At 61.3% G+C, this 25,493-nt stretch carries 23 protein-coding genes; 13 read left to right on the forward strand and 10 right to left on the reverse strand.

The window, feature by feature from the left end; translation table 11 throughout:
- Nucleotides 1-19: 19 nt before the first annotated feature.
- Nucleotides 20-1,234, reverse strand: a complete 1,215-nt coding sequence (locus J2X43_RS20610; protein WP_310296731.1) for an acyl-CoA dehydrogenase — start codon at nucleotides 1,232-1,234, stop codon at nucleotides 20-22.
- A 116-nt stretch (nucleotides 1,235-1,350) separates the two neighbouring features.
- Here J2X43_RS20610 and J2X43_RS20615 point away from each other — a divergent pair, with 116 nt between their 5' ends.
- Nucleotides 1,351-2,271 (forward strand): LysR family transcriptional regulator, encoded by a 921-nt coding sequence (locus J2X43_RS20615; protein WP_310297521.1) that lies wholly within the window; start codon nucleotides 1,351-1,353, stop codon nucleotides 2,269-2,271.
- A gap of 11 nt (nucleotides 2,272-2,282) precedes the next feature.
- On the opposite strand, the gene J2X43_RS20620 is transcribed toward J2X43_RS20615, so the two are convergent.
- A complete protein-coding gene (locus tag J2X43_RS20620; protein WP_310296733.1) occupies nucleotides 2,283-3,053 on the reverse strand; it encodes a TIM barrel protein in 771 nt (256 codons plus the stop codon).
- A 184-nt stretch (nucleotides 3,054-3,237) separates the two neighbouring features.
- Here J2X43_RS20620 and J2X43_RS20625 point away from each other — a divergent pair, with 184 nt between their 5' ends.
- Nucleotides 3,238-4,773, forward strand: a complete 1,536-nt coding sequence (locus tag J2X43_RS20625) for a phospholipase D-like domain-containing protein (RefSeq protein WP_310296735.1) — start codon at nucleotides 3,238-3,240, stop codon at nucleotides 4,771-4,773.
- Here the strand turns inward: J2X43_RS20625 and J2X43_RS20630 are convergent.
- On the reverse strand, nucleotides 4,723-5,694 hold the full coding sequence (locus J2X43_RS20630) for a lysylphosphatidylglycerol synthase domain-containing protein (RefSeq protein ID WP_310296737.1): 972 nt from the start codon (nucleotides 5,692-5,694) through the stop codon (nucleotides 4,723-4,725). The genes J2X43_RS20625 and J2X43_RS20630 overlap by 51 nt on opposite strands.
- A gap of 69 nt (nucleotides 5,695-5,763) precedes the next feature.
- Here J2X43_RS20630 and J2X43_RS20635 point away from each other — a divergent pair, with 69 nt between their 5' ends.
- Nucleotides 5,764-6,564: an endonuclease/exonuclease/phosphatase family protein gene (locus tag J2X43_RS20635; RefSeq protein WP_310296738.1), complete on the forward strand. Its 801-nt coding sequence runs from the start codon at nucleotides 5,764-5,766 to the stop codon at nucleotides 6,562-6,564.
- On the opposite strand, the gene J2X43_RS20640 is transcribed toward J2X43_RS20635, so the two are convergent.
- Entirely contained in the window at nucleotides 6,527-7,582 is a 1,056-nt protein-coding gene (locus J2X43_RS20640; RefSeq protein ID WP_310296740.1) for a LacI family transcriptional regulator, read from the reverse strand. The two genes, J2X43_RS20635 and J2X43_RS20640, sit on opposite strands and share 38 nt — an antisense overlap.
- 309 nt (nucleotides 7,583-7,891) lie before the next feature.
- On the opposite strand from J2X43_RS20640, the gene J2X43_RS20645 reads away from it, so the two are divergent.
- The 4 genes from J2X43_RS20645 to J2X43_RS20660 all read left to right on the forward strand — a co-directional run bounded on the left by J2X43_RS20645 (nucleotide 7,892) and on the right by J2X43_RS20660 (nucleotide 12,240).
- Nucleotides 7,892-9,148, forward strand: coding sequence for an ABC transporter substrate-binding protein (locus tag J2X43_RS20645; protein WP_112385690.1), 1,257 nt, complete (start codon nucleotides 7,892-7,894; stop codon nucleotides 9,146-9,148).
- An 84-nt stretch (nucleotides 9,149-9,232) separates the two neighbouring features.
- Nucleotides 9,233-10,186, forward strand: coding sequence for a carbohydrate ABC transporter permease (locus J2X43_RS20650; RefSeq protein WP_112385689.1), 954 nt, complete (start codon nucleotides 9,233-9,235; stop codon nucleotides 10,184-10,186).
- Complete coding sequence (locus tag J2X43_RS20655) at nucleotides 10,183-11,121, forward strand: carbohydrate ABC transporter permease (protein ID WP_310296742.1); 939 nt, start codon at nucleotides 10,183-10,185, stop codon at nucleotides 11,119-11,121. The genes J2X43_RS20650 and J2X43_RS20655 overlap by 4 nt, the downstream gene beginning before the upstream one ends.
- Before the next feature lie 3 nt (nucleotides 11,122-11,124).
- Nucleotides 11,125-12,240 (forward strand): ABC transporter ATP-binding protein, encoded by a 1,116-nt coding sequence (locus tag J2X43_RS20660; protein WP_112537112.1) that lies wholly within the window; start codon nucleotides 11,125-11,127, stop codon nucleotides 12,238-12,240.
- A 4-nt stretch (nucleotides 12,241-12,244) separates the two neighbouring features.
- On the opposite strand, the gene J2X43_RS20665 is transcribed toward J2X43_RS20660, so the two are convergent.
- The 3 genes from J2X43_RS20665 to J2X43_RS20675 form a co-directional block, all read right to left on the reverse strand.
- The gene (locus tag J2X43_RS20665; RefSeq protein ID WP_310296744.1) at nucleotides 12,245-14,488 is read right to left on the reverse strand and encodes a glycoside hydrolase family 2 TIM barrel-domain containing protein; all 2,244 of its coding nucleotides are present in this window, start codon (nucleotides 14,486-14,488) and stop codon (nucleotides 12,245-12,247) included.
- Nucleotides 14,489-14,593: 105 nt separating this feature from the next.
- Nucleotides 14,594-15,583 carry a LacI family DNA-binding transcriptional regulator gene (locus tag J2X43_RS20670; RefSeq protein WP_310296745.1) on the reverse strand — a complete coding sequence of 330 codons (990 nt, stop codon included), beginning with the start codon at nucleotides 15,581-15,583 and terminating at the stop codon, nucleotides 14,594-14,596.
- A 116-nt stretch (nucleotides 15,584-15,699) separates the two neighbouring features.
- Nucleotides 15,700-16,704, reverse strand: a complete 1,005-nt coding sequence (locus J2X43_RS20675) for a Gfo/Idh/MocA family oxidoreductase (RefSeq protein WP_310296747.1) — start codon at nucleotides 16,702-16,704, stop codon at nucleotides 15,700-15,702.
- A gap of 201 nt (nucleotides 16,705-16,905) precedes the next feature.
- Between J2X43_RS20675 and J2X43_RS20680 the strand changes: the two genes are divergently transcribed.
- From J2X43_RS20680 to J2X43_RS20705, 6 genes are all read left to right on the forward strand, one after another.
- Entirely contained in the window at nucleotides 16,906-18,198 is a 1,293-nt protein-coding gene (locus J2X43_RS20680; RefSeq protein WP_310296749.1) for an extracellular solute-binding protein, read from the forward strand.
- An 86-nt stretch (nucleotides 18,199-18,284) separates the two neighbouring features.
- Nucleotides 18,285-19,172: a carbohydrate ABC transporter permease gene (locus J2X43_RS20685; RefSeq protein ID WP_112516886.1), complete on the forward strand. Its 888-nt coding sequence runs from the start codon at nucleotides 18,285-18,287 to the stop codon at nucleotides 19,170-19,172.
- A 1-nt stretch (nucleotide 19,173) separates the two neighbouring features.
- Nucleotides 19,174-20,085 (forward strand): carbohydrate ABC transporter permease, encoded by a 912-nt coding sequence (locus J2X43_RS20690; RefSeq protein ID WP_310296752.1) that lies wholly within the window; start codon nucleotides 19,174-19,176, stop codon nucleotides 20,083-20,085.
- Nucleotides 20,086-20,104: 19 nt separating this feature from the next.
- Nucleotides 20,105-21,184 (forward strand): ABC transporter ATP-binding protein, encoded by a 1,080-nt coding sequence (locus J2X43_RS20695; RefSeq protein ID WP_310296754.1) that lies wholly within the window; start codon nucleotides 20,105-20,107, stop codon nucleotides 21,182-21,184.
- Between the two features lie 14 nt (nucleotides 21,185-21,198).
- Nucleotides 21,199-21,945: a ThuA domain-containing protein gene (locus J2X43_RS20700; RefSeq protein ID WP_310296756.1), complete on the forward strand. Its 747-nt coding sequence runs from the start codon at nucleotides 21,199-21,201 to the stop codon at nucleotides 21,943-21,945.
- Between the two features lie 70 nt (nucleotides 21,946-22,015).
- A complete protein-coding gene (locus tag J2X43_RS20705; protein WP_310296758.1) occupies nucleotides 22,016-22,309 on the forward strand; it encodes a hypothetical protein in 294 nt (97 codons plus the stop codon).
- Nucleotides 22,310-22,313: 4 nt separating this feature from the next.
- Here the strand turns inward: J2X43_RS20705 and J2X43_RS20710 are convergent, their stop codons facing one another.
- The 3 genes from J2X43_RS20710 to J2X43_RS20720 all read right to left on the reverse strand — a co-directional run bounded on the left by J2X43_RS20710 (nucleotide 22,314) and on the right by J2X43_RS20720 (nucleotide 25,482).
- The gene (locus J2X43_RS20710) at nucleotides 22,314-23,225 is read right to left on the reverse strand and encodes an SMP-30/gluconolactonase/LRE family protein (RefSeq protein ID WP_310296760.1); all 912 of its coding nucleotides are present in this window, start codon (nucleotides 23,223-23,225) and stop codon (nucleotides 22,314-22,316) included.
- Between the two features lie 100 nt (nucleotides 23,226-23,325).
- Nucleotides 23,326-24,147 (reverse strand): SDR family oxidoreductase, encoded by an 822-nt coding sequence (locus tag J2X43_RS20715; RefSeq protein ID WP_310296762.1) that lies wholly within the window; start codon nucleotides 24,145-24,147, stop codon nucleotides 23,326-23,328.
- A 147-nt stretch (nucleotides 24,148-24,294) separates the two neighbouring features.
- Nucleotides 24,295-25,482: a phytanoyl-CoA dioxygenase family protein gene (locus tag J2X43_RS20720; RefSeq protein WP_310296765.1), complete on the reverse strand. Its 1,188-nt coding sequence runs from the start codon at nucleotides 25,480-25,482 to the stop codon at nucleotides 24,295-24,297.
- Nucleotides 25,483-25,493 lie beyond the last annotated feature (11 nt).

The raw sequence follows: 25,493 nt of genomic DNA on the forward strand, positions 1-25,493 counted from the left end.
TTGCGTTCAACTCTATTCCCTAGAAGAACGCCTGGATGCCGGTCTGCGCCCGGCCCAGGATCAAAGCGTGGACGTCGTGCGTGCCCTCGTAGGTGTTGACCGTTTCCAGGTTCTGCGAATGGCGCATGACGTGGAATTCGATCTGGATGCCGTTGCCGCCGTGCATGTCGCGGGCCTGGCGGGCAATATCCAGCGCCTTGCCGCAATTGTTGCGCTTGACGATAGAGATCATCTCCGGCGCCATCTTGTGCTGATCCATGAGCTGGCCGACGCGCAGAGATCCCTGCAGACCAAGGGCGATCTCGGTCTGCATGTCGGCGAGCTTCTTCTGGTAGAGCTGCATGCCGGCGAGCGGCTTGCCGAACTGCTTGCGGTCGAGGCCGTATTGGCGGGCGCGGAACCAGCAGTCTTCGGCCGCACCCATCACACCCCAGGAAATGCCGTAGCGGGCGCGGTTGAGGCAGCCGAAGGGGCCTTTGAGACCCGAGACGCCGGGCAGGATCGCGTCTTCGCCAACTTCGACGCTGTCCAGCACGATCTCGCCGGTGACCGAGGCGCGCAGCGACAGCTTGCCGCCGATTTTTGGCGCTGAGAGGCCCTTCATGCCCTTTTCAAGCACGAAGCCGCGGATCTCATTGTTGTGGGCTTCGGATTTCGCCCAGACGACGAAGACATCGGCGATCGGCGCGTTTGAGATCCACATCTTGGAGCCGCGCAGGCGATAACCGCCCTCGATCTTCTCGGCACGGGTCTTCATGCCGCCCGGATCGGAGCCTGCATCCGGCTCGGTGAGGCCGAAACAGCCGATCAGCTCGCCCGAAACGAGGCCTGGCAGATATTTCTTCCTCTGCTCGTCGGAGCCGTAGGCATAGATCGGGTAAATGACCAGCGAGGACTGGACGCTCATCATCGAGCGGTAGCCGCTATCGATGCGCTCGATCTCCCGGGCGACGAGGCCGTAGGCGACGTAGGAGGCGTTGGCAGCGCCATATTCTTCCGGCAGCGTGACGCCGAGCAGGCCGGTCTGGCCCATCAGCTTGAAGAGGCCCTTGTCGGTTTGCTCGTCGAGATAGGCTTCCTGGACGCGGGGCAGCAGCTCGGCCTTGGCGAAAGCGGCTGCCGAGTCGCGAATCATCCGCTCATCTTCGCTCAGTTGCTCGTCCAGCAGGAAAGGGTCATCCCAAGCGAATGCGCTCGACGATGGTTTGGAAACTGTGTTGGTAGAGTTTGACAAGCGATCCTCACGGCAAAGACATGGGTTTCATCGGGAATTATGCGTCTATCGATTGCCTGATGTCTATGGAAACTGTATTTGCGAATGAGTTGATGCATGCGATGCATAGGTTGACCATGCGCCAGAGACGATTTCTTCCCCATATCAGCCATCTCTCGGCCTTCGAGGCGGTGCTGCGCAGTGGATCCACGGCGGCGGCTGCGCGCGAGCTCAATCTGACGCAAAGCACGGTCAGCCGGCTGATCCAGACGCTGGAACAGCAGCTCGGGCGCCCGCTTTTCGACAGGTACAGGCAGCGGCTGGTGCCGACCGAGGCGGCGCAGGCCTATGGCCGCGACATCAGCCGGGCACTCGATCTGATCCAGCGCAGCAGCATGGAGTTTTCCGCCAATCCCGGCGGCGGCACGCTGACGCTCGCCATCCTGCCGGCCTTTGGCACACGATGGCTTGCGCCGCGGCTCGGAGATTTCCTCAAGGACCATCCCGGGATCAATGTCAGCCTGGCGACCCGCCTGAAGCGCTTCAATTTCGCCGCCGAGGGGTTCGACGCGGCAATCCATTTTGGCGCCGCCGATTGGCGCGACGCCGATCATCTCGAGCTCTTCGAGGAGCGCCTGACGGCTTGCATCTCACCGGCGCTGCTGAGAGACAAGCCTGTCAACGATGCGGGCGACGTGCTGGACCTGCCGCTGCTGCAGCTCGAAACGCGAACGAAGGCCTGGGCAATCTGGTTCGAAGCCCAGGGGATCAAACCGAAAAACGTCACAGGCATGCTTTTCGATCAGTTCGCGACCATGACCCAGGCTGCGATCGCCGGACTGGGCGTGGCGCTGCTGCCCGACTATCTGGCTAGGGACGAAATCCAGCAGGGGCGGCTTCTTTCGCTGCTGAAACCGTCGGTAACCGGCAGCGGAACCTATTGGCTCGCCTGGCCGCAATCGCGCGCAAACTATCCGCCACTGGTCTCCTTTCGCAACTGGCTGGAAAAGCTGGTGGCGGTGAGCCCATGGAGTATGGAGGCAGGCAGCGATCGATAGGCCGCTGCTGTTCAGCCGCCAAGCGATTCGATTGCTGCCGTGACGCCGTCGCGGCCGGGTTTTACGGGCCGGTACTCCATTCCCACGACACCGTCGTAGCCCTCCGCGTAGAGCCAATCGAGGCGATGCTTGAGGTCGATCGTTCCTGTCCCGGGATCATTGCGGCCAGGGTGGTCGGCAATGTGGAGGTGGACGACGCGGGAGACGCGCCCGCCGATGACGTCTTCAGTTTTCTCGTCCATCACTGCGGAATGGTAGATATCGTAGACGATGCCAATTTCCGGCCGGTCGACGTCATCGACGATATCGAGTGCTTCCTTCGTCGAGCCGAGGAAATAGCCGATATGGTCGATGCGCGTGTTGAGCGGCTCGACGCCGAGGCGGACGCCGGTGCCTTTCAGGATATCGGCGGCGGCGCGCAGCGTGTCTGTCAGCGCGGCACGCTGCTCCTCGCGCGATGGGCCCGGCAGGTCGTCTCCGGCTTGCGCGATCAGCACCGGGGCGCCGAGCCGCTTTGCGACCTCGACGGATTGCTTCAGGCCTTCGAGCCAGGCTTCGCGATTAGCGATGTCTGTCAGCGGAATCATCGGTTCGGCTACGAGGCTCGAAACCTTGAGGCCGGTGCTCTTCAGCGTGCGCTCGATGGCGTCGAGATCCTTGTCGGTCCAGCGCCAGAATTCGATGAAATGCAGACCGGCCTCTGCGGCGCTATCGATGCGGCTTGAGAATTCGTCGCCCGGTTCGGCAAACAGCCATTCAATGCAGGCTGAGTAGTTTCGCATACGGCATCCTCCCTGATTTATCCAAGGCATGCGGGAAATGCATCGGCTCGGCAAGGGCCCGATCGCCACGGCACGGCGGCAAGGCCCTGTAGAGCCATAATTTTTGTTCGGTGTACGGGAACTGTGGCGGCGTTTCGCACGTTGAGGCACGCATCGAAAAAGCGTGGGGCACCGGCACAGGATGATGGATTTTCAAGCAGCCGGCGATAGCCGCAAGACGGCAAATGCAATCGATCTGATTGCCGGAGCGGCCCGGCGCACGATGAAGGCTGCGGTAACAGCAGTGCCTGGTGGCATCATTCGCACGGGCCGCAATGCCTGGCGTGCCGGCAAGGCCGAGAGAGTCGCGTTCCTGGTGGATGGATCTGCCTATTTTTCCGCCCTGGATCAGGCGCTCAGGAAAGCGCGGCAGACGATCTGGATCGTCGGCTGGGATTTCAATCCCGATATCCGTCTCCGCCCAAAGCAGAGTTCCGAAACGCTCGGGGAATTGCTGCTGTCGCTTGCCGATGAGCATCCGGGCTTGCAAATCCGGATTCTTGTTTGGGGCATGGGGCCGATCTATTCGGGCAAGTCGCTGCGGCTCTTCCGCGAGAGCGGGTTCTCGTCTCATCCGCAGATCTCCATGCGTTTCGATCTGCGCCATCCGCTGCGCGGTTGCCATCACCAGAAACTGGTTTCGATCGACGACAGCCTGGGTTTCCTGGGCGGCATCGACCTCACGGCCCGGCGCTGGGACGAGCCGGATCACCGGATCGGTAATCCGCTGCGCAGGGCGCCTGACGGCACGCCCTATGAACCAGTTCATGACATGCAGTCGATGGTGTCAGGTGAGGCCGCGGGTCTGATCGGCGATGTCGCGCGCCGCAGGTGGCGGAAGGCGACCGGCGAGCGGATCGAACCTGCCGCTGCAAGTGGTGCCGAATGGCCATTGGCTGTCCCGGCAGAAATGACCAATGCGACGGCGGCGATTGCGTTGACAGAACCCGGATTGATCGGCAAGCGCGGCCATTACGAAGCTTTCCGGCTGACGCGGGATGCGATCCGGGCGGCGCGCAGGCACATCTATATCGAAACCCAATATCTGGCCTCCTTCGGTGTGGCGCGCGAGATCGCCAAGCGGCTGAAGGAGATCGAAGGTCCTGAAATCGCGGTTCTCGTTACCCGCAGCTCGCACGGCTTCATCGAGAAACTGACGATGGGCAACAATCGCGATCGGCTGATCCGCCGGCTAAAGCGTATCGACCGTTATGACCGGCTGCGTGTCATGTATGCCGTGGTGCCTGACGAGAAGGGCGGCGAGCAGGAAATCGTCATCCACTCCAAGCTGATGATCGTCGATGATGCATTTATCCGCATCGGCTCGTCGAACCTGAACAACCGCTCCGAGGGCTTGGATACGGAATGCGATCTGGCGATCGAGGCGGAGACCGATGGTCACCGCCAGGCGATCACCTCGCTTCGCCACCGGCTGATGGCCGAGCATCTCGATGCGCAGCCCGAAGAGGTGCGGCGGATGGAGAGTGAAAAGCGATCGGTGCTAGATACTATAAAGGCGCTGAACCGTGGCCCACGCGGGTTGCGCGAATTCGCCGTTGATATTGCCCATGGTGGGATCAGTCCGTTGCCGGGGACCGGGATCGTCGATCCGCGCAGGCCGTACTGGCCGTTACAGCGGTTGCGCCTGCGCGTCGGCCGTCTGGTCAGCGTGTTTTTCTGAGCTTGCCGTTTTCCGCTTGCGGATGACGATTTCGCTGATGGCGAAGACCGGCAGGCCGATCAGCAGGGGCAGAATGAAATAGATCACCCTGAAGGCCACAAGTGCGCCGATCGATGCGGCGCCCGGAAGAACGTGGCTGACGGTTGCCTCCAGCACGCCCAGCCCGCCCGGAACATGGGTGAGGAGGATGGCGATATTGGCGAGCACGAAGGCGGTTGCCGTCTGCACGAAGCTGGCTTCGCCCTGCGCCGCCAGCATCTGATGCAGACAGGCGGAAACGCAGATGAAGTTCAGCGTTCCGATCACCACCTGCCCGGCGGCCAGCTTAACCTCCGGCATCTGGAACTGCCATTTCCACAGTTTCAGCGGCGCGCGAACGGTGGCAGCCAGAAGAACGTAGACCGCGGGAATGCCCAAGCACGCGAGGCCGAGAAAGAACAGGCCGGACGAGCTGAGGTGCAACAGATTGGCTGCATCGCCGGGATTGACGAGAAGCGCGATACCGGCGAGGGCCGAGAGGCCGATGCCGACGGTGACGCCGCAGAAGAGGATCACCTTGGCGACTTCCTCGGTGTTTAGTCCCCAGCGGGCGTAGTAGCGGTAACGGACGGCGCCGCTGCTCAGGGCGGCGATGCCGAGGTTGTGACCGATCGAAAGGCCGGTAAAGGAGGCGATCGCCGCCTTCAGGTAGCTCAGCGGTTTGCCGGCATAGCGCAGGCCCATCCAGTCGAAGCCGGTGAGGCAGAGATAGGAGAGTGCCGCAAAGCCCGTCCCGGCGGCGAGCCTGGACACCGGGATCGCCGCGATCGACTGCATCACCTCCTCCAGCGAGTAGCGGCTGAAGACCCTGTGGAGAAGGTAGGCGGCCAGCAGCAGGCCGAGAATGAGGGTGGCATTGATGATGAGGCGTTTGCCCGGCATGAGTTTTCCGTCTTGCGTTGCAGTTTCCAGTTTATGGAACGAAACAAGCGGAATGCGGGTTCCCCCAGCATGAGCACATTCTCCGGTATTTCACCTCTGCAGGGCGGCCGATCGATCAGAATCCTGACCTACAACGTGCATAGCTGCGTCGGTACCGACCGGCGGATCGATCCGCACCGGGTCGCCGATGTCATCGCCCAGTCGGGTGCCGATATCATTGCGCTGCAGGAGCTGGACGTTGGCCGCAAGCGAACGGGAGGCGTCGATCAGGCGCATCTCATCGCGGGCCTTCTGAAGATGGAGTCGCATTTCCATCCGGCCTTGCATGTCGAGGAGGAGAAGTATGGTGACGCCATCCTGACCGCGCTACCGACCAGGCTGATGCGGGCAGGGCCGCTGCCTTCTGTCGGCGAGACCCGCGGGGCGATCTGGGTGCAGGTCGATGTCAACGGCCTGACGCTCAACGTTCTCAACACGCATCTTGGCCTGCGGGGTGTAGACAGGGCACGGCAGGTAGCGGCGTTGCTCGGCAAGGACTGGATCGGGTCGTCGGCATTTCAGGCTGCGCCGTCGATCATCTGCGGTGATCTCAACGCCATTCCGCTATCGCCCGCATACCGGACGCTTGCCCGGCAGTTTCGAGACGCCCAGCTTCTGGCCGGTGGTAAGCCGCGGCCGACCTATCCGTCGCGACTTCCGGTGCTGCGGATCGACCACGTCTTCGTCTCGGAAGGGCTTGGTGTCAGGCGGGTGACGGCGATCGCCGATCCGCTGGCGCGGCGCGCGTCCGATCATCTGCCGCTGCTTGCGGAAATCGAGCCGTCGGCAGCGCTCACAAGGGCGGAAACACGATCTGTGGCGTCTGGATGAGCTGGCGGTTGTCCGCTGTTTCCGGGTCGTTGATGCGCTCGATCAGCATCCGGCCGAGCAATTCGCCGGCGGCAACAAGGTCTTCGTAGATCGTCTCGACCTTTGGCTGCAGCTGGGTCAACAGGCGCGAATGCTCCTTGGCGACGATATCGTAGTCCTCGGCCAGTTGAAGCCCGGCGTCGCTCATGCCGGTGATGGTCGCAAGCGCTGACACCTCGCCCGGACAGATAAAGCCATCCGGGGCATCGGGGGCGGCAGCGCGCGTGCGGACATAGTCGCGGATGGCGCTTGCCGGGGAATCGAGCGTGATCTCCTCGGAGATCTCATAGCTGGCGCCCGCCTCGCGGACGGCGGTCATGAAGCCGTGCAGCAGGTGCTGGTAAAATGTCAGCCGCCGTGGTGGCAGCAGAAGGGTGACCTTCTTGCGTCCCTTGGTGATCAAGCGGCGCGTCGCCTCATAGGCAAAGGCATAATTGTCGTAATCGACATAGGGATGCTGTGTCGAAAATTCGGTGCGGCCGTGGCTGACGAATGGAAAGCCGGTCTCGATCAGCATCCGGACGCGGGCATCGAAGGGTTCGGTGCGGGTAAAGATGACGCCATCGGCGAAGCTGTTGCGGACGATGTATTCGGCAGCCTCGAGCTCGGTGGTCGAGAGGAAGTTCGGCGCCACGACCAGATGGTAAGAGGTCTCTTTCAGAGCCTTGGCAATGCCGTACATGATCGAGGTGCCAAAGCCGACGACTTCCTGGTGCGAGTCGAGCAGGATGCTGATGACATTGGTGCGGCCGGTCTTCAGGCGCTGCGCCGCGCGATCCGGGAGATAGCCGATTTCGCGGGCGATCTTGTGCACCCGCTCGCGGGTTTCCAGCGAGATTTGCGGTGCGTCGCTGAGCGCGCGCGATACCGTCGTCACCGCCAAACCGGTCAGGTTGGCGATCGTGCGCAGCGTCGGCTTGCCACGTCTCAGAAGATTGTCTTGGTTTTCGCCGCGGGGCGGCTTCATCGGATCGGTCAACTTGGCCTTCCTGGGCTGCGGCAATCAACATAACGGGCAGATGCATTGCAAGCAATAAAGTTATGAAAACGTTTTAAATTTTTGCGATTTCAGCGCAATGATACGCATTATATAGCAATTTCAGTAGTTTGAGTCATTAATAATCTTTTTTCTCGGAAGTCGAGAAAGACTTGACGCCGCGTAATTTATATCGTTTTAAATTGTCAACCGCAGCCGGAAGGCGGCGGCATGTTTGCTCACTCGGCGAGTGGGAAGCATCAGGGTGGCGGAAAAGGCTTTCGCTGCCGACTTGCAAACGGGAGGAAGACTATGCGCAAGTTTTTGGGCTCGGTGGCTGCTGCTGCCGTGATGATGGCTGCGTTCGGCGCCCATGCGGCCGACGTCAAGGAAGTGCAGATGCTGCACTGGTGGACTTCGGGCGGTGAAGCTGCGGCTCTCAACGTCTTGAAGGGCGACCTTTCCAAAGAAGGTTACGCCTGGAAGGATGTGCCGGTTGCTGGTGGTGGTGGTGATGCTGCAATGACCGCGCTGAAGGCGATGGTTGCTGCCGGTACCTACCCGACCGCATCGCAGATGCTGGGCTACACCGTTCTCGACTATGCTCAGGCAGGCGTCATGGGCGACCTGACCGAGACCGCGAAGAAGGAAGGCTGGGACAAGTCGGTTCCGGCGGCTCTGCAGAAGTTCTCCGTCTATGACGGCAAGTGGGTCGCTGCCCCTGTTAACGTTCACTCGGTCAACTGGCTGTGGATCAACAAGGCCGTCATGGACAAGATCGGCGGCACCGAGCCGAAGACCTTCGATGACCTGATCGCGCTTCTCGACAAGGCCAAGGCGGCTGGCGTCGTTCCGCTCGCTCTCGGCGGTCAGAACTGGCAGGAAGCCACGATGTTCGACTCGATCGTCCTGTCGACCGGTGGTCCTGAATTCTACAAGAAGGCCTTCAACGATCTCGACGAAGACTCTCTGAAGTCCGACACGATGAAGAAGTCCTTCGATAACCTCGCCAAGATCATCAAGTATGTCGACCCGAACTTCTCGGGCCGCGACTGGAACCTGGCAACCGCCATGGTCATCAAGGGTGATGCTCTGGTTCAGGTCATGGGCGACTGGGCGAAGGGCGAATTCGTCGCTGCCAAGAAGACCCCGGATAAGGACTTCCTGTGCTACCGCTTCCCGGGCACCGATGGCAGCGTGATCTACAACTCCGACATGTTCGGCATGTTCAACGTTCCTGAAGACCGCAAGGCCGCTCAGGTGGCGCTCGCAACGGCAACGCTGTCGAAGAGCTTCCAGTCGGCATTCAACGTCGTCAAGGGTTCGGTTCCGGCCCGTACCGACGTTCCGGATACGGCTTTCGACGCGTGCGGCAAGAAGGGCATCGCCGACCTGAAGAAGGCAAACGACGGCGGCACGCTGTTCGGTTCGCTCGCTCAGGGTTACGGCGCGCCTCCGGCAATCGCCAACGCCTATAAGGACGTCGTCTCGAAGTTCGTACATGGTCAGATCAAGACCTCCGACGAAGCTGTGACCCAGCTCGTCCAGGCGATCGACGACGCTCGCTAATACCTGTTCGACATCCGGCCTCCCCGCACAGTGCGGGGAGGCCTTTGCGCCCTGCAGGTATGCTGCGGGGAGGAGATTGATTTCATGAGCACTGTTGCGACCACCGATCCGGTCCTGACCTCCAGTCCTTCGACCCGCGCGTCCATTCGCGGCCGGTTGCAGGATGCCCTGCCGAAGATCGTGCTGGCGCCGAGCTTCCTGATCACGATCGTTTTCGTCTATGGCTTCATCGTCTGGACGGCGTATCTTTCCTTCACCAATTCCAAGACCTTTCCGTCTTACGACTTGACCGGCCCGCGCGCCTATCAGCGCCTGTGGCGCTGGACGTTCGAGAGCGATCCGCCGTCGTCCTGGTACACGTCGATCACCAATATGGGGATCTTCGGGTTCCTCTATATCGGCATCTGCCTGGGACTCGGTCTGCTCTTGGCGATCTTGCTCGACCAGAAGATCCGCGGCGAGGGCGTGCTGCGCCCGATTTTCCTCTATCCGATGGCGCTGTCCTTCATCGTCACCGGCGTCGCCTGGAAGTGGTTCCTCGATCCGGGCCTCGGCCTGGAGCAGACGCTGCACCAGTTCGGCTGGACGAGCTTCCATTTCGACTGGATCAAGAACAAGGATTTCGTGATCTATACCGTCGTCATCGCTGGCGTCTGGCAGGCGTCCGGCTTCGTCATGGCCATGTTCCTGGCGGGTCTGCGCGGGATCGACGGCGAGATCATCAAGGCGGCGCAGATCGATGGCGCTTCAACGCTGCAGCTCTACCGCCGCATCATCATTCCGATGCTGCGCCCGGTGTTCCTGTCTGCCTTTATCGTGCTCGCCCACATGGCGATCAAGTCCTACGACCTGGTGGTCGCGCTGACGTCGGGCGGTCCCGGCGGTTCGGCCTGGCTGCCGTCGAACTTCATGTATGAATATACGTTCAAGCGGAACGAGATGGCGGTCGGCTCGGCCAGCGCGATCATCATGCTGATGACGATCTCGGCGATCATCGTTCCCTATCTCTATTCCGAACTGAGGGAGAAATCCCGATGAGCAGCGTCGTCTCTCCCGCCGTTTCCAACGGCAACAACAATCGCTGGATCGGCCGCACGGCGATCTATGGGCTGCTGATCATCTTTGCGGTCCTCTACCTGATGCCGCTCTTCGTGATGCTGGTCACCTCGTTCAAGACGATGGACGAGATCCAGAACGGCAACATGCTGTCGCTGCCGCAGTCGCCGACGCTCGATCCCTGGTTCAAGGCCTGGGGCGAGACCTGCGTCGGTCTGACCTGTGCCGGGATCAAGGGCTACTTCTGGAATTCGATCAAAATGGTCGTACCCGCCGTTGCGATCTCCACCGTGCTCGGTGCGCTGAACGGCTACGTGCTGACGAAGTGGCGCTTCCCGGGTCATACGCTGGTTTTCGGCCTGATGCTGTTTGCCTGCTTTATCCCGTTCCAGTCGGTACTGCTGCCCATGGCGACGATCCTCGGCATGTTCGGCCGGTTCGGCATGACGCTGCAGAATGCGACGGGCATGAACTTCGGTTTCGGCAACCCGACGGTCAACCTGGTTTTCGTCCATGTCGTCTACGGTCTCGGGTTCACGACGCTGTTCTTCCGGAATTTCTATGAAGCCTTCCCGACGGAGCTGGTGCGCGCTGCCCAGGTCGATGGCGCCAGCTTCTTCCAGATCTTCCGCCGCATCATGCTGCCGAACTCGCTGCCGATCATCGTGGTGACTGTTATCTACCAGTTCACCAACATCTGGAACGACTTCCTGTTTGCCTCGGCTTACGCGGGCACCGGTGAATCGATGCCGATGACGGTGGCGCTGAACAACGTCGTCAATACCTCGACCGGCGTGGTCGAATACAATGTCAACATGGCCGCGGCGATGATCGCCGCCGTGCCGACGCTCTTCGTTTACATTCTCGCCGGCCGCTATTTCGTGCGCGGTCTCATGGCGGGCGCCGTCAAAGGATAATCCATGGCTTTCCTTGAAATTTCCGGTCTCAAGAAGCGCTTCGGCGCCGTCGATATCCTCAAGGGGATCGATCTCGAGCTCGAAGAGGGCGGCTTCCTCGTGCTCGTCGGGCCTTCCGGCTGCGGCAAGTCCACGCTGCTCAACACCATTGCCGGTCTTGAGACGATCACCGAAGGCCAAATCCGCGTCAACGGCCGGGCGATCAACGACCTGCATCCGTCGAAGCGCGATATCGCCATGGTGTTCCAGAGCTACGCGCTCTACCCGAACATGACGGTGGCGGGAAACATCGCCTTCGGCATGGAAATCCGCGGCGTGCCGAAGGAAGAGCGCGAGAAGGCGATCAAGCAGGTTTCCGAGATGCTGCAGATCGGCCATCTGCTGGACCGCAAGCCGAGCCAGCTTTCCGGCGGCCAGCGACAGCGCGTTGCCATGGGCCGTGCTCTGGTGCGCAATCCGCAGGTCTTCCTGTTCGACGAGCCGCTGTCCAATCTGGATGCCAAGCTGCGCGTCGACATGCGCACCGAAATCAAGCGCCTGCACCAGCGCATGGGCACGACGATCGTTTACGTGACGCATGACCAAATCGAGGCCATGACGCTGGCAACCAAGATCGCCGTTCTGCGCGATGGCGTGTTGCAGCAGTTCGGCACGCCTGCCGAAATCTACAACAGCCCTGCCAACGTCTTCGTGGCCGATTTCATGGGTTCGCCGGCAATGAACCTGCTGAACGCGACCGTTGAGAACGGCGCCGGCGGTCTGCAGGTTTCGCTCGACCGCCCGAATGCGGAACCGCTGAAGCTGCCGGTGCCCTCGGGCAACAACAGCCTGACGAGCTACAATGGCAAGCCGGTGATCTTCGGAATCCGCCCGGAAGCGCTCACCGATCTCGATGGCGTCGATCGCAAGGCGAAATCGGTGTCGCACGGTGATTGCATGATCGAAGTTGTCGAGCCCGCGGGCGCGGATACATTCGCCGTCACAAAGCTCGGCGGCAAATCCGTCGTCGCGCGCCTCGGCGCCGATGCCGGCATCGAGGCGGGCACGAACACCCGCCTTGCCTTCAATCTCGACAAGGCGGTGTTCTTCGACCCGCAGAGCCAGCTGCGGATCGCCTGATCCGTCACTGCGCGGTTACGGTGAAACTGACGGGCGGGAAGCGGCTTGAGGTCGCTTCCACGGTGATCGTGCCTGTCAGTCCCGTTGCTTCCAGCCAGAAGCCAGCCGTGCCGCCCTGCAGCGGCACGCTGCCCGGGCCGACGATCTTCGCCGGTCCCTCGACGCGCAGCGTGACGCTGTCATCCATGAATGGCAGGCGCTGATCACGCTGGTCGAGTGCGCGGATGATGACGCGGGTGCTATCCCGCTCACGCGCTTTCAGGGCGATCGCGTCGGGTGCGAGTTGCAGCCTTGCAGGCAGCGGGGCAGCCGCCAGCGTCAGATGCGCGACCGGCTCGCCATCGATGAAGCCGGTGAATTCGCCATCGATCCATTCCAGACCCCAGGTGCCGAGCTCATCGGCGGTAAAGTGCCGATGGTCGAGAACGACGGGCGGATGCGGCAGGTGCGGGTAGTTCTCGCGGTCGGGTCCGATGCGCTTGGTCAGCGTCCCGTATTTCAGCTCCACCTCATCGCAATTGGTGAGAATGATCAGCGGCAGTACGCCGCCGATGCTGCGTTCGCCGCGCGCCCAGAAGGTCACCGGCTTCATGATGACTTCATCTGAAGGTTCGCACTGGCTGGCATAGACGTAAGCCGCGAATTTCGGTTCGCGGAACATGTCCATGACGCCGTGGTAGCAAATGCGGTCGCCGGAGCCGAAATCCTTGTGGGTGTTGTAGTCGAACATGCACCAGCCGATCGCGCCTGAGATGTCGGGATCGCCATAGGCGGCGTTCAGCACTTCCAGATGACGGCGCACATGTTCGGCCTGGCGCTGTTCCGGGTCATGCATCTTGGTCGGATGCATGTGGCCGTTATACTCGGTGATCAGGTAGGGTACCTTGTGGGAGAGGCCTGTATTTTCCTGCTGCGGGCGAAGCGCGGTCCGTGGGCGGTTGGCGCCCGGCAGTTCCTCGTTGCCGAGGATGAAGTCGTTCATCGTGTAGACGTCTTCCAGCAGTTCGCTTTCCGTCAGATAACGAACGCCGCCGGTCTGGCGGGTTGGGTCCAGCTCGCGAGCGAGGCGGTTGGTTTCGGCGTAGAAGTCGTGGCTGTCGAGCGACTCGTTGATGCGCACGCCCCAGATGATGATCGAGGGGTGGTTCCAGTCGCGCTCGATCATGCGGCGGACGTTTTCGATCGACTCTTTCTGCCATTCGAGGTCGCCGATATGCTGCCAGCCGGGGATTTCTTCGAAGACCAGCAGGCCGAGCCGGTCGCACTGGTCGAGGAACCATTTGGACTGCGGATAGTGTGAGGTGCGGACGATATTGCACTTCAGCACCGTCTTCATGATCGTCGCGTCGAGTTCCTGGGCGGAACGTCCGGCGGCATAGCCGACATAGGGGTAGGCCTGATGACGGTTGAGGCCGCGTAGCTTCAGCGGCCTGCCGTTCAACAGGAAACCTTCGGGCGTGAACTCGGCGGTGCGGAAGCCGAAATTCGAGGTGAGGCGATCCGAGCCATGGCTGGTCTTGAGATCGACGGTCAGTTCGTAAAGCGCCGGATTAGCGATATCCCAGAGCGCGATGCCGCTCAGATCGCTGAAGCCGAGCGTCACGTCCTCGCCCGTGGTCTCAGCCGTTGCCGTGGCGATGACGATGCCCGAGGCATCGCGGATCGTGCCGGATATCGTGCCGAGGAACGTCGCGTCCTGCGGATTGGCGAGCTTGCAATGAACGGTCGCCGACTTCGTTTCGGCAAGGGCGTTCTGCGTCTCGATCTTGATGTTGCTGAGCGAGACCGCGCCCGTGACCTTCAGCCAGACTTCGCGGTAGATGCCGGCATAGGTGAGGTAATCGATACGGCCACCGAACGGCGGGATGGCAGGGTTCTCGCTGCCGTCGATCTTGACGGTGATCAGGTTGTCGCCCTTGATAAGCTTGCCTGTCAGCCGGGCCTCGAAAGGCGTGTAGCCATCCTTGTGGGCAATGATCTCTTCGCCGTTCAGGTAGACGACGTTGTCGGCCATGGCGCCGTCGAAGACGATAGAGACTTCGCGGCCCTCGAATTCGGGCATCCAGCGCAGCAGCTTTTGATAGGTGAACGGCCGCTGATAGCTCTTCTCGTCGAAATAATTGAACGGCAGTTCGACGGCCGTATGCGGCAGGCTGACGGTCGTGCTGCCGTCGAAAGCGTCGAGCAGGCGCTGGCCGAAGCCCTCGTGGAAGCTCCAGGATTCGTTGAAGGAGACGACGGAACGCATATCAGGCTTCCTTGCTGCAGGCGCGGGCAATGATGCGGCGCGAGGCGCGCGCGCGTGAAATCATGGTCATGGAAATTCCTCCTCGATGCAATGAAAAGCGCTGCCTTACGCGGTGGAGCCCCAGCGGGGCGTGCAGGCAAGCGTGATGTTGTGCGGGCCTTCGATATCCTGCTCGTGGCGTTCGATCACTTCCACCACGGCATCCATGAAAGCGGCATGGTCAAGGCTCAGCGTTGTCAGGTCGTTGCAATCCCAGGCGGCCATGGCGATGCCGTCCTGGCCGACGATGGCGATATCGCCGGGCGTCTGCTTGCCGAGGACGCGCCGGGCCGCGTCGCGCGCACCGATCGCCATCACGTCGTTGCCGCAGATGATCGCATCCACCTTCGAGCGGTGCAGCAGCATGACGGCTTCCTTGAAGCCGGAATCGTAGGAATAGTCGCCAAAGGCCTCTGCCTCAAAAGCCAAGCCGTGCTTGGCAAGACCATCGGCAAACCATTTGCGGCGTAGCTTGTCGATCCAGCTGGATTTCGTTCCGGAAAGATAGGCGAAGCGCATCTTTCCATCCTTGACGATCTTGTCGATGATCTCGGCAGCGCCGACGGCGCCATCGATGCGGATGCTGGAAACATTTTCGTTCTCCAGCGGCTCGAAGGAGACGATGATCGGTTTCGTCGTGTGGAAGATGTCGACGGCATCCTGCATCGACACCATGTCGGAGAAGACGACGACGTGATCCACCTGATAGGTCGAGGCCAGCCGCATCAGCTGAAGCCGGTCGGAATGATCGGCGCAGCAGAGAATGATCGGCAGAAGCTGGCGTGCCTGCAGGCGATGGACGAGCAGCTGCTGTTCTTCCGCTTCGCAAGGGTTGCCGATAGCGTTGACCACCAAGGCAACGAGGCGGGAGCGCTGGTTATTGAGCGAACGGGCGATGGCGTTCGGCTGGTAGCCGTGTTCGCGGGCGACAGCGAGGATGCGGTCGCGCGTGGCGCTGCCGATGCGGGAATCGGGTGAGAAGGCGCGCGAGATCGTTGCCGAGGACACGCCGGCGAGTTTCGCCAGCTCCTTGGATGTGATGCGTTTCCTGCTCATGTTGCTTCCACCCCGTCCAGACCCATTCCGCTCTTCTCCGTATCGCGGAGCGGGTCTACCTCTGTTGTTGCGCAATTCCGGACGCAAAACCGCTGCGCAGTTTTGCTGGAATTGCTTTAGACGGCGATCCTGACGGGCACTCCCTCCGCCGCCGCCGATTCCTTGATTGCGTCCCAGAGCCTAGCGAATCGCAGGCCCATTTCAACGGAGCCGGAGTTTTCCATGCTTCCGGCGCGGATGGCGAGGAAGTTCTTCATCGGATTGCCGAGAATTTCGGCTTCTTCGCGTGGCTCGCTGGTCCGGCCGAAGCTGATCTCGCGCCAGCCGCCCCAGGCGTCGATGCGCACAATCGCCTTGGAATAGAAGAAGGTGATGTAAGAGGCGCAGCCGGGAGGGCCTTCGCCGGCTGCCGTCAGCGTCGCCAGTGCGCCATTCTTCAGCCGAGCGGAAACGGCTGTGGCGATATCCACCTTGCGGCCATGATTGTGCATGTAGGCTGAAACGCTCTCGAAGTCCGAATTGGCGAGCAGGCAGACGGTGTTCATCATGTGAGCGCCGGTATCGAACATGAAGCCGCCGCCGGATATTTCCGGCTGCTGCTTCCAGTGACCTTCATAGTTGGCGGCCCAGCTTTCCCAGATCATGCCCGATATGGCGATCAGGTCACCGAACTCGCCTGACAGCGCCCGCTTGCGGGTGTCGAGCACCAGTGGCGAGAGTCCGCCCTGGAAGGCGGTGACGATGGTGACGCCGGTCTTCTTCTGTGCGGCGATCAGCCGTTCGGCTTCGGGGACGGTTGTGACCATCGGTTTTTCCAGGAAGAGGTCGAGCCCAGCCTCGGCGACGGCGACGGCCTGTTCGCCATGGAATGCATGCGGGGTGGAGATATAGATGATATCCAGCGCGTCGCGGCGCTTCGCCAGCATGTCACGATAGTCTTCAAAGGCTTCCGGTTCGGGTGCGCCGGCTTCCTTGCAGACGTCGATCAGCCGCTGGCGCGAACCCGGGATGGTATCGGCGAGAGCAGCGAATTCGATCTCCGGCATCTTGGCCCAGCTATGGGCATATTCGGCCGCCTTCAGCCCGGCGCCAATCACGCCGAGGCGTAGTTTCTGTACCATGCAAAATCCTCCCGAATGCAATTGTGCAAACGATTACACAAACGATGTATTCGTTGCAAGTTATAAATTATCGTTCAAAAACAACTATTTAAATTTTGCATCGGAAACGATTGCAAAATCATCTTGTCAGGCATGGGAATGCGTGTACATTTTCGAACAGGTGCTGGAGGGCGCCATTGTGAACAAGAGGGAGGACTTCCGTTGAAGAAGACGGTTATCGGTGGCCTTTGCGCCATATTGCTCAGCGCAGTATCGACGCTGGCTCATGCTGAAACGATCCGGATTGCGAACCATGGCCAGTCGGGTATCGACGCCATGAAATCGACGGTCGAGCGCATCGAGAAGAAATACGGTGTCACGGTCGAGGTCGTCGAATACCCGGCGCCGGACAAGGATTATCTGACGAAGCTGCTGACCGAACTCGGCGCAGGCAATGCGCCCGACCTGTTCTCCATTCCGACCGCATCTGCCGTCGCTGATATGGTGGAAGCCGGTTACCTCGCTCCTGTCACCAAGGAATTCAAGGCCTGGGAAGGCTATAACGGCCTCTACGATGTGGCCAAGCAGCTGGCCGTCAGCCCCGATGGCGAGACCTATGTGATGCCCTTCATGCTCGGCATCCAGGAAATCTACTATCGCAAGGATGTGCTCGATAAGGCCGGTATTTCGACCGAGCAGCCAAAGAGCTGGAAAGACCTGCTCGACCGTGCAGCCGAGATCAAGAAGAAGACCGGCGCCTATGGCCTGCTCTTCCCGGCCGGTGTGGCCTGGGGCGGCGGCGCGTTCGACGAGGGCTTCCAGCATCTGATCGTCGGCTCGAAGACGCCGCAGATCGTCGATGCCGATGGCAAGTTCGATCTCAACGGCGAAGGCGTCAAGGATGTCTTCGACGTCTACAAGCAGCTGATCGACAACGACCTGATGCCGGTTCAGCCGCTGCTCGGACCCGAGCCGTGGGTCGTGCCGAAGTATGAAATGTTCCCGCAGGGCAAGCTTGCTGCCACCACTTGCGGCTCCTGGTGCTACATTTTCGACTGGGGCCGCGAGAGCAAGAACCCGATCCCTGACGTGACCAAGATCGTCGGCACCTGGACGGTTCCCGGCCAGAACGGCGGCCAGTACGTACTCGCCAACCTGGCGGCTCCGTGGGCCGTCAATGCCAAGTCGGCTAACGCGGAACTGGCCATCAAGGCGCTGATGGAAATCGGCTCGGTCGAAACGCAGGTCTCCTATGCGGCCCGCATCGGCAATATTCCGGCCAGCAAGGATGCGGCTTCGAATGCCGACTTCCAGAAGCTGACGGAACTGGTGCCGATCCATGCGGCTGCCGGAAACGGCGTGTTCCTGAAGCAGGCTTCCGGCTTTGGCACCGTTTCGGAAGGCGTTGCCCGCGCCACCGAAGCGCTGCTGCGCAAGGAAACCGATGCAGCCGGCGCCCAGAAGATCCTGGTCGACTACGTCAAGGAAACGCTCGGCGACGATGCCGTGAAATAACCTTGGGTACTTTCTCCCGCCCAAGATTGGGAGGCGCGGCAGGTCTGCCGCGTCTTCCGCTTCATTCGATAAGGTTGTGAGCTTCGATGATCAGAAACTCTCATGAACGCCGCGCCGAGCGCCAGCTTCTCATCATTCTGCTGCCGTCGCTGGTGCTGCTGCTTGCCTTCGTCATCTATCCCGCGTTGTACTCGGTCTATCTGAGCTTCACCAACGAGGCGCTGACCGGTGCGGCTGCGCTGCGGCCCCGCTTCGTCGGGCTGCGCAACTACGCGCGGCTGTTCAATGATGCGAAGTTCTGGAATTCGCTGCTCGTTACCTTCTTCTTCGTGGTCGGCTCGGCCGTCATCGGTCAGTTCGTGCTCGGTCTCGTATCCGCCATGGCGCTGCGCCGCGAGATACGTTTCCGGCAGATCTTCTCGTCGATCATCCTACTGCCGAACGCCGCTCCTGAGGTCGTCGCCGGCTTCATGTGGATATCGATGCTGGCGGGCGGCGAGCATGCGACGCTGTCGCGCATCGTCAGCTTCTTCGGCATTGCGCCGGCTGACTGGCTGAACACCTTTCCGCTGGCGATGATCATCATCGTCAACACTTGGCGCGGCATCGCAACGGCGATGATCCTGCTCACCGCGGGTCTCAGCACTATTCCCAACGAAATCTATGAGGCTGCCCGCATGGATGGTGCTACCCCATCGCAGATGTTCCGCCGCATCACGCTGCCGCTGATGATGCCGACGATCCTGCTCTACATGCTGATCTCTGCCGTCTCGACGATCGCCGTGTTCGGTCTCGTCTATGCCTTGACGCGCGGCGGTCCGGGCGGGGCGACGGAGCTCGTCAGCATCTATATCTACAACCAGTCTTTCACGGCGTTCCAGTTGGGCTATGGCGCTGCTGTCGCGGTCGTCGCGTTGATCATCTCGCTGATCCTCGGCATCGGCTATGTCCGGGCCATGAAGGTGGAGATCTGATATGGCGGTGATCTCTCCGAGCGAAAGCGCCAACAAGACGCGCTCAGACCTGATGGCCTATGCGACGCTGTCGGTCATCTCGATCTTCTGCGCCGTGCCGTTCTTCTGGGTGCTGCTTGCCTCCCTCGATGGCAATGCGCAGCTCTTCCTGCGCTGGCCGGAGCAGTGGAGCCTTGGGAATTATGCCCGCGTCTTCGTCAAGGAGGATGGCGGCCGGTGGCTTTTCAACTCGCTGTTCATCGTCGGCGGCGCGACCCTTATCGTCATGGTTCTGGCAGGGCTTGGCGGCTATGCGCTGTCGCGCACCCGTGCCTGGTGGAAGCTGCCGTTCCTTTATACGATCCTCTTGATCCGCGTGCTGCCGCCGACCGCGCTGGTGGTGCCGCTCTACAAGTTCCTGCTGACGCTCAACAATGCCGAGGGCGCGATCCTCCGGCCGATTTTCGGCAGCTATGCACGCGACATCATGCGCTGGACCGGTTTCATCGACGGCTATCTCGGCATCATGCTGGTGCTCGCCACCATGCAGCTGCCGCTGGCGCTCTGGATCATGAAGACCTTCTTCGATGGTCTGCCGCGGGATTATGAAGAGGCGGCCGTCATGGACGGCGCCACCATGGTGCAGCGCATCCGCCGGGTGCTGATCCCGCTGGCGCTGCCGGGTCTCGCGGCTGCCGGGCTCTTCACCTTCATGTCGGCCTGGGGCGATTTCCTGCTGCCGCTGATCTTCCTGTCGTCGCCGGAGCTGCAGACGCTGCCGCTCGGTCTCTTCCGCGCCTTCCTGCGCATCAACGAGATCGATTACGGCCTGCTCGCCGCCCTTGCCTTCATCTACCTCCTGCCTGCCGTCATCGCCTTCGGCTTCGCGCGGCGCTTCCTCGTCCAGACATTTTCTGGCGGCGTGAAGGGCTGAGACAAGAAAGAGAAACCGAATGATCAATCTGAAGAACGTCCGCAAATTCTACGGTGCGCTCGAAGTCATCAAGGGCGTCGACATTACCGTCAATGATGGCGAATTCGCCGTCTTCGTCGGCCCCTCCGGTTGCGGTAAGTCCACATTGCTGCGGATGATCGCCGGTCTCGAGGGCATCGATGATGGCGACCTCGTCCTCAACGGCCAGCGCATCAACGACGTGCCGCCAGACAAGCGCGGCATCGCCATGGTGTTCCAGTCCTATGCACTCTATCCGCATATGACGGTGGCGGAGAATATCGGCTTTTCGCTCAGTCTGAAGAAGGTGCCGGAAGCGGAGATCCGCAAGCAGGTGGAAGGCGTTGCCGAGATCCTGCAGCTGACCGATTACCTCAACCGCCGCCCGGCCGCCCTATCCGGCGGTCAGCGCCAGCGTGTCGCTATCGGCCGGGCGATCATCAAGAAGCCGTCGCTGATCCTGTTCGATGAGCCGCTGTCGAACCTCGATTCCGCACTACGCGTACAGATGCGTGCCGAGCTGCAGCGCCTGCACCGGGAGCTGAAGGCGACTGTCGTTTACGTCACCCACGATCAGGTGGAAGCGATGACGATGGCCGACCGGATCGTCGTGCTGAACAAGGGAACGGTGGCCCAGCAGGGCGCGCCGATGGATCTCTATCACAAACCTGAAAACGAGTTCGTCGCTACCTTCATTGGCTCGCCAAAGATGAACGTCATTCCGATGACCGCGACACGGCAGGGCGGAAATCTGCATCTGGAAAGCACGATCGGCCTGGCGATGGACATGTCCGGTGCGACCGATGTTCCCCAGGGCGAGGTGCGCCTCGGCGTGCGGCCCGAGCATCTGAAAATCGCGGCCGATGGGAAGGGTAACTTCAATGCCGAGGTGGGGATCGTCGAGCGTCTCGGCGTCGAGACCTACATCACCGTTGGCACGACCAGGGATCCGATCGTCGTCCGCTCGGACGGCGATGTCGCGGTGCGGCCCGGTGACCGCGTTTCGCTGACGGCCGATCCGGCTGCCTGCCATCTCTTCGACGCGTCGGGACGGGTCATCCGTCCGGCTCAAGCTTCATAACATTCGAGGATACCATGACGATCAAGGTTACGATCTGGAACGAAGGCCGCCACGAGCAGGTGCACAAGGAAGTACAGGATATCTATCCTGACCGGATCGACGGCGCGATTGCCGCCGGCATCAAGCACGCCGATTTCGAGATCCGCCGCGGCACGCTCGATGATCCGGATGAAGGCCTGCCTGACGCGCTGCTCAATGATACCGACGTGCTGCTCTGGTGGGGCCACATGGCGCATGAAGAGGTAAGCGACGGGTTGATCGACCGCATCCAGCAGCGGGTGCTGAAGGGCATGGGTCTCGTTATCCTGCATTCCGGCCACCACTCGAAGCTGTTCCGCCGCCTGATGGGCACCAATGCCAATCTCTCCTGGCGCGAGTCGCCGGCTGGCGATCTGGAGCGCGTCTGGGTCATCAATCCCTCGCATCCGATCGCCGAGGGACTGCCGCCCTATTTCGAGGTCAACGCCTCGGAAATGTATGGCGAGCCCTTCGACATTCCGCAGCCGGACGAGCTGATCTTCATCTCTTGGTATTCGGGCGGCGAAGTGTTCCGCAGCGGCTGCACCTGGCAGCGCGGCCGCGGGCGCATCTTCTTCTTCAGCCCGGGCCATGAGACCTATCCCATCTATCACGACAAGATCATCCATCAGGTCATCTCGAACGGTATCCGCTGGGCGCAGCAGAAGCACAGGGATGGCCGCATCCTGGAAAACTGGCATCGCGCCGAGGCGCTTCACGGCCGTCCCGACGGAAAAGTCTGAGCTTCCTCCCGTGGGGGTTGGGGCGGATTTGCTCCGGCCTCCGCGGGCGGGTCCTTCAAGGAGAGAGACGATGCAGCTGATATCGCTGAAGGCCGAAAGCGACGTTCACGAGTTTCTCATCAGCAAGACGTTCTGGGCTGTCGTCTATCGAAACGTGCCGGAGCGGCTGGCAGCGCTTGCCCGGCTGGCTGCCGAGCGGCCCGACGTTTTCGCTTTCGAAAGCAGCCAGAAGATCGCCGAGCGCTGCAATGTCTCGCAGACAAGCGTCGTCCGCTTCGCCCAGCATCTTGGCTTTGACGGGTTTGCCGAGATGAAGCAGGTGTTTCAGCGGGGGCTCCGCCAATCCGCCCGTCGCGCCTCGTGATCAGTTACGGGTACTGTGCACCATTGACGGTCGTGTAGATCGAATAGAGCGACTGTGTCGCGGTGATGAAAAGGCGGTTCTTCTTGATGCCGCCGAAGCAAATGTTCGATACCGTCTGCGGTACCAGGATCTTGCCGAGGAGAGTGCCATCGGGCGCAAAGCAGTGGACGCCGTCGGCCGCGCTGCTCCAGAGATTGCCCGAAAGGTCGAAGCGGAAACCGTCGGGCACGCCCTTGTCGATCGAGCAGAAGTAGCGGCTGTTTGCCAGCGTCTTGCCATCGATAACGTCGAAGACGCGGATGTGGCGGGGTACGTCATGGTTCGATGAACCTGAATCGGCGATATAGAGCTGTTTTTCATCGGGCGAGAAGGCAAGGCCGTTCGGCTGGATGAAGTCGGTGACGACGGCATCGATTTTGCCGCTTTGCGGATCGATGCGATAGACGTTGCGGGTTTGCTGCTCGGGTTCGGCCTTGTGGCCTTCATAGTCCGACATGATGCCGTAGCTCGGGTCGGTGAACCAGATCGAGCCATCGGATTTGACGACCACGTCGTTGGGAGAGTTCAGCCGCTTGCCTTCATAGCTTTCGGCAAGAACCGTGATGCGGCCATCCGGTTCGGTGCGCGTCACCCGTCGTCCGCCATGCTCGCAAGAGACAAGCCGTCCCTGGCGGTCGCGGGTATTGCCGTTCACGTAGTTGGATGGCGAGCGGAAGATGGAGACCGTGCCATCAGGAACCCAGCGCATCATCCGCTCGTTTGGAATGTCGCTCCAGAGCAGGCAGTTCCAATCGGAGAACCAGACGGGACCTTCGGCCCAGCGGCAGCCGCTATAGAGCTCTTCAAGCCGGGCACTGCCGGCGGTCAGGCCATTGAAGCGTTCGTCACGGATATCGTAGAGCGGGTTTTCGGACACGGATATGCTCCTCCCAAAGCAATGGATGCGTCTTTCGTAACGACAAACGGTGAGACGTGCCAGAGCCCGGCGCTGAAAATTACCGGGCTCCGGCAGTCACTTAGAGAGCGGCGACCGGATGCGGGGAGCCGTCGTAGGCACCCCAGATCGATTGGTCGAAGCAGATAACCGAGCCAGTCATCAGGCCAGATTCCGCAGACGAGAGATAAGCGCAGGCGCGGGCCACCTCCTCGGGATCGACAAGGCGGCCGAAGGGCTGGCTTGCGGCGGCCTTTGCCAGCCAGTCCTCGGCGGCGCCATGATATTCCCGCTGGATCCGGTCTTCGCCCTCCGACGACATCCAGCCGATGTTCAGACCGTTGACGCGGATGCGGTTGCGCAGCAGGGCATAGGCGGTGTTTTTGGTCAGCGTCTCCAGCGCGCCCTTGGAGGCACAGTAGGCGGCGATGAAGGGCTGACCGGCTTTCGCCGACATCGAGCCGATATTGACGATCGTGCCTTCGATCTTCTCGCGCCGCATCACCTTGACCGCCTCCTGGATCAGGAAGAAAGGCGCCTTGACGTTGACGGCGAACATCTGGTCGAAGAGCTCGGGGCTGGTGTCGAGAATGGTGCCGCGGTCGGTGATCGCGGCGGCGTTCACCAAGGCATCGACGCGGCCGAAGGTCTGGTCGCAAGCGCGCACAACGTTCTGCGCGTCCTCGACCTTGCCGAGATCGGCCTTGACATAGACGACCTTGGCGCCGGTTTCGGCCGAGAGCTCCTCCGCCTTGGCTTTGCCCTTCGCTTCATTGCGGCCGCAGATGACGATGCCCTTGGCGCCGCGTTTGGCAAACAGCCGGGCGATGGTGGCGCCAAGGCCCTGGGTGCCACCGGTGACGATGGCGATCTTGCCGTCGAGGCGGCTCAAGTCTGTGCTCATGTGGTTCCTCCGTTGATTGATATGCAAATAGCCCCTCGCGGGTGCGAGAGGCGGGTTGGTTCGTGCGTGTGGCCCCCTCATCCGGCTGCCGCCACCTTCTCCCCGAGAGGAGAAGGTGCCCAAGGGCGGATGAGGGGGCTCCTGCTCTTACGTCAGCTTCTTTTCCGCCTGATCCGCAAGCGCCTTGGCAAAGGCTTCATCGCTCCAGCCTTCCTTCAGCGCCTCATGCATCAACTGTGCCTGCGTCTTCGGCGCCAGGCCGCCGACCGGCGGGTCGCGGTCGAGGTTGGTCGGGAAGGAATAGCCCTCGGCGCAGGAGGCGACGGCGTTGACGATATCGGTTTCCGAAAGCTGTCCTTTCAGCTTTTTCAGCGCCGGGAACAACTTGGCGCTCATGCGCTCGCGGTTGACCGTTTCCATGGCCCGGCCGAAGGCGGAGGAGACCTGCAGGAGGTTTGCGACGCGCTTGATATCGGCAGAGCGGTTGGTGCCTGCGGCATGGAAAAGGGCCGGGTTGAAGAAGACCAGGTCGCCCTTCTGCAGCGGCAGCTGGATATGGTGCTTGTCGAAGTAATCCTTGAATTCCTGGCGCTTGAGCGCGAGGTAGCCCGGCACATAGGTCTGGCTATGCGGCAGGAAAAGCGTCGGTCCGCTTTCGAGCGGCATGTCGCAATGGGCAACCGCGCCCTGCAGCGTCAGCACCGGCGAGAGCTTGTGGACGTGGGCGGGAAACTGTTCGATTACCTTGGAGGATTGGAAGCCGAGGTGATAATCGCGGTGGGCGGACTGAGCGGCACCGCCCGGATTGACCCGGTTGACCTGCGCCGTCATCTGGTAGCTCGGCCCGAGCCAGGCTTCGCTGGCAATCGCAATGATCGGATTGGCATAGTAGCGGGCGAAATTCTCGGGATCGGCCAGGCAGTGCTTTTCCAGCGAATTCCAGATGCGATCATTGGCGCCCGGCTTGGCAAAGTGGTCGCCGCCGCCGGTCGAGCTGCGGTGCTGTTCCTCGATGATCTCGTCGAAGATCTTGCTGGCACGGTCGATGACAGAGGTATCCTCGTAGGCACGTTTGAAGACGACCACGCCGGGACCGTCGCCGAAGGCCTCGCAGATTTCCGCCAGCACAGCGCGGCGGCCCTCGGGATCGGCGATCGCTGCGACGACCTTACGGCTGTCGTAGATCAGCACGTTTTTCTCGACGCTATCGGCATTTGGGTAGTCTGCGAGCAAGGTCGTCTTCTCGGCCAGATCGCGAAAATCGCCGAGATCGCAGGCGTCTTCGGTCAGCCAGACGCGGTCGGCGCGCAGTTTCTGCAGGTTGTCGGTTTTCATCAGGTGCTCCT

This window comes from Rhizobium sp. BE258, from assembly GCF_031457345.1.
Taxonomy (GTDB): domain Bacteria; phylum Pseudomonadota; class Alphaproteobacteria; order Rhizobiales; family Rhizobiaceae; genus Rhizobium.